This window comes from Saccharomonospora halophila 8 (assembly GCF_000383775.1).
GTDB lineage: Bacteria > Actinomycetota > Actinomycetes > Mycobacteriales > Pseudonocardiaceae > Saccharomonospora > Saccharomonospora halophila.
This window is the reverse complement of sequence record NZ_KB912476.1, coordinates 13384-16187: the sequence shown is the minus strand read 5'-3', so window position 1 is coordinate 16187 and position 2804 is coordinate 13384. Positions and strand designations below refer to the sequence as shown.

At 70.5% G+C, this 2804-nt stretch carries 3 protein-coding genes; 1 reads left to right on the top strand and 2 read right to left on the bottom strand.

Translation table 11 applies throughout. From position 1 onward, the window contains the following. Nucleotides 1–159 precede the first annotated feature (159 nt). Complete coding sequence (locus SACHA_RS0100395; RefSeq protein ID WP_408640310.1) at nt 160–612, bottom strand: MarR family winged helix-turn-helix transcriptional regulator; 453 nt, start codon at nt 610–612, stop codon at nt 160–162. A gap of 164 nt (nt 613–776) precedes the next feature. Next, nucleotides 777–2246, bottom strand: coding sequence for an NCS2 family permease (locus tag SACHA_RS0100390; RefSeq protein ID WP_019806286.1), 1470 nt, complete (start codon nt 2244–2246; stop codon nt 777–779). On the opposite strand from SACHA_RS0100390, the gene SACHA_RS0100385 reads away from it, so the two are divergent. Beyond that, nucleotides 2230–2565, top strand: a complete 336-nt coding sequence (locus tag SACHA_RS0100385; protein WP_408640309.1) for a DUF2530 domain-containing protein — start codon at nt 2230–2232, stop codon at nt 2563–2565. The genes SACHA_RS0100390 and SACHA_RS0100385 overlap by 17 nt on opposite strands. Nucleotides 2566–2804: the final 239 nt, after the last annotated feature.

Here is a 2804-nt window from a genome sequence, read left to right as displayed (position 1 = left end):
CCGGTGCTGCCGGGCCCGCGGCGCGGGTGCGGGACGCGCAGGCCGGTCGCGGGGGCGGGTCGGTGGTGGGTCTGCGGATAGCGGGGCGTTGTCCGGTCGGTCGTTCGTCGCTATCCGTGATACTCACGCCGTGGTGTCGCCTCCCGTGACGGCCGGGCGTCAACCGTGTCCGGCCATCCTGTCGATGATCTCCGCGGCGCGGGAGAGCACCTCGCGCTCCTCGCCGCTCAGTTCCGCCAGTCGCTCGTCGAGCCAGGCCTCGCGCCGCGAGATGGTCGCGTGCACGTAGTCCAGCCCGGTGTCGGTCAGGGCCACGATCGCCTGCCTGCCGTCGGTGGGGTGCGGACTCCGCCGGACGAAGGAGATCTCCTCCAGCGCGGTGATCACCCGCGTCATCGACGGTGGACGCACGCCTTCCCTGGCCGCCAGCTGCCCGGGCGTCATCGCCCCGCATTTGTGCAGTGTGGACAACGCCGAGATCTGCGTCAGGGACAGGTCCTGACTCCCTCGCTGTGCCCGTAACCTGCGGTTCAGCCGCACCACAGCGAGCCGCAGGCGACTGGCCAGCGACCGCTGCTCAGCTGATCCCGACACATCCTTAGCATACCTCACGATCGACTCCCCACACAGCGAACGGGTGCGGGCTCACACCGGACGCGCCCGATCGCCCGGGACCGGACCGCCTTCGCACCGTCCGGTTCCGGGCGATCGGCGCACAGTAGCCGACGTGGGCGAACCACCCGGGGCGGAGTCGCGGGCTCCCGGGCGTGGACTCCTCAGCCGAGCGCGTCCCGGATCGGGCCGATGGCGAAGTAGACGACGAACGCGGCCGCCACGATCCACATCAGCGGGTGCACGCGGCGACCCTTGCCGGTGGCGGCCTGGATCAGCACGTAGCTGACGAATCCGGCCCCGATGCCGTTGGCGATCGAGTAGGTGAACGGCATCACCACGATGGTCAGGAACGCGGGCAACGCGATCGAGAAATCCCGGAAGTCGATCTCGGTGATCTGCCGGATCATCAACGCACCCACGATCACCAGCGCCGGGGCGGCGGCCTCGATCGGCACCACCTCGTACAGCGGGGTGAAGAACATCGCGGCGAGGAACAGCAGGCCGGTCACCACGTTCGCCATACCGGTGCGCGCCCCCTCGGCGATGCCCGAGGCGGACTCCACGAAGACGGTGTTCGAGCTGGCCGAGGCCGCACCACCGGCCACGGCGCCGAGCGAGTCGACGAACAGGGTCTTGCCGACGTTGGGCAGGTTCCCGCGCTCGTCGACGAGGTTCGCCTCCCGGCCGAGCCCGGTCATCGTGCCGATCGTGTCGAAGAAGTCGGTGAGTACCAGGGTGAACACCAGCAACGCCGCCGTGAGCGCGGGCACCTGCGCCCACGCCCCGAAGGACACCTCCCCCACGAGGGAGAGGTCCGGCAGGCCGACGAGGTCGTCCGGCAGGGCCGGGTAGCCGAGGTTCCAGCCCTTCGGGTCCTCCCCGGCGGACGGGCCGACCCCGGCGACGGCCTCCACGATCACCGCGAGCACCGTGCCCGCGAGCACCCCGATCAGGATGGCGCCCTTGACGTTCTTCGCCACCAGCACCGCCATGATGATCAGACCGGCGACGAAGACCGCGGTCGGCCACGAGGCGATCGAGCCGTCGATGCCCAGCTGCACCGGGACGGTGGTGTCGGCCACGTCCGGCACGCGGCGCACGAACCCGGAGTCGACCAGGCCGATCAGGCTGATGAACAGGCCGATCCCCACGGCGATGCCCGCCTTGAGCTGCTGCGGCACCGCGTTGAACACCATCGTGCGCACCCCGGTGAGCACCAGGATCAGCACCACGATGCCGTTGACCAGCACCAGCCCCATCGCGGCGGGCCAGGTCATCAGCGGGGCGATGTTCACCGCCACCAGGGCGTTGATGCCCAACCCCGCCGCCAGCGCGAACGGGTAGTTCGCGACCACCCCCATGAGAATGGTCATGACCCCGGCGACGAGCGCGGTGACGGCGGCCACCTGCGGTACCGGCAGGATCGCGCCGGTGGCGTCGGTGGCCGCCCCCGGATCGTCGGCGGAGAAGCTGCCCAGGATGAGCGGGTTCAGCACGATGATGTAGGCCATCGTCACGAACGTGACCAGCCCGCCCCGCACCTCCCTGCCGGGCGTGGACCCGCGCTCGCTGATCCGGAAGAACCGGTCCAGCCGGGACCGCGCCGGGTCCTCCATGGTCACCTCGGACATCACTCACCTGCCTCGCGTCGGTACCGGCAGCGGTAGCCTGGCCTGCGTGGACGAACCGAGCAACACACCCGAGGTCACAGGACGGCTTCGTCCTCCCCCGGATCTGCCCCGGCCTCTGGTCAGTCCGTGGGTTCCCGTGATCGGGGGCACGACCGCGTGGTTGTGCGCCTTCGTGGTGCTGTTGATTCTCGGGATCCACGGCGTGTGGTTGTGGACGACCCTCGCGGGCGCCGGGGTCGGGCTGCTCGGCATGAGCATCATGCTCTGGCAGCGGGCGGCCTCCCGCAGGGGGTCCCGTTTCGGTCAGAGAAACCTTTAACACACCGACCGGATCGGGCGACGCGCGGGACGTGTCCGAACGCCCCGGCCGCGCACTTCGGCCGAGCACCTCGGTCGAGCATCTCAGCCGAGCAGCACATCCGGTTCCGGATCCTCCAGCAACGCGACGATCATCGCACGATCGGACCACCGGTCCGCCGCCCACGCGAACGCCCGCGCCAGCCCCTCCGGCGAGTCCGCCGCGTGCACGGTCCCGGACGCGGCAGGCACCGGCGCCCC

Bases quoted from the DNA above. Each gene is read 5' to 3' on its own strand.
- SACHA_RS0100385 (WP_408640309.1), top strand. From the start codon at position 2,230: ATGGTCACCTCGGACATCACTCACCTGCCTCGCGTCGGTACCGGCAGC.
- SACHA_RS0100390 (WP_019806286.1), bottom strand. From the start codon at position 2,246: ATGTCCGAGGTGACCATGGAGGACCCGGCGCGGTCCCGGCTGGACCGG.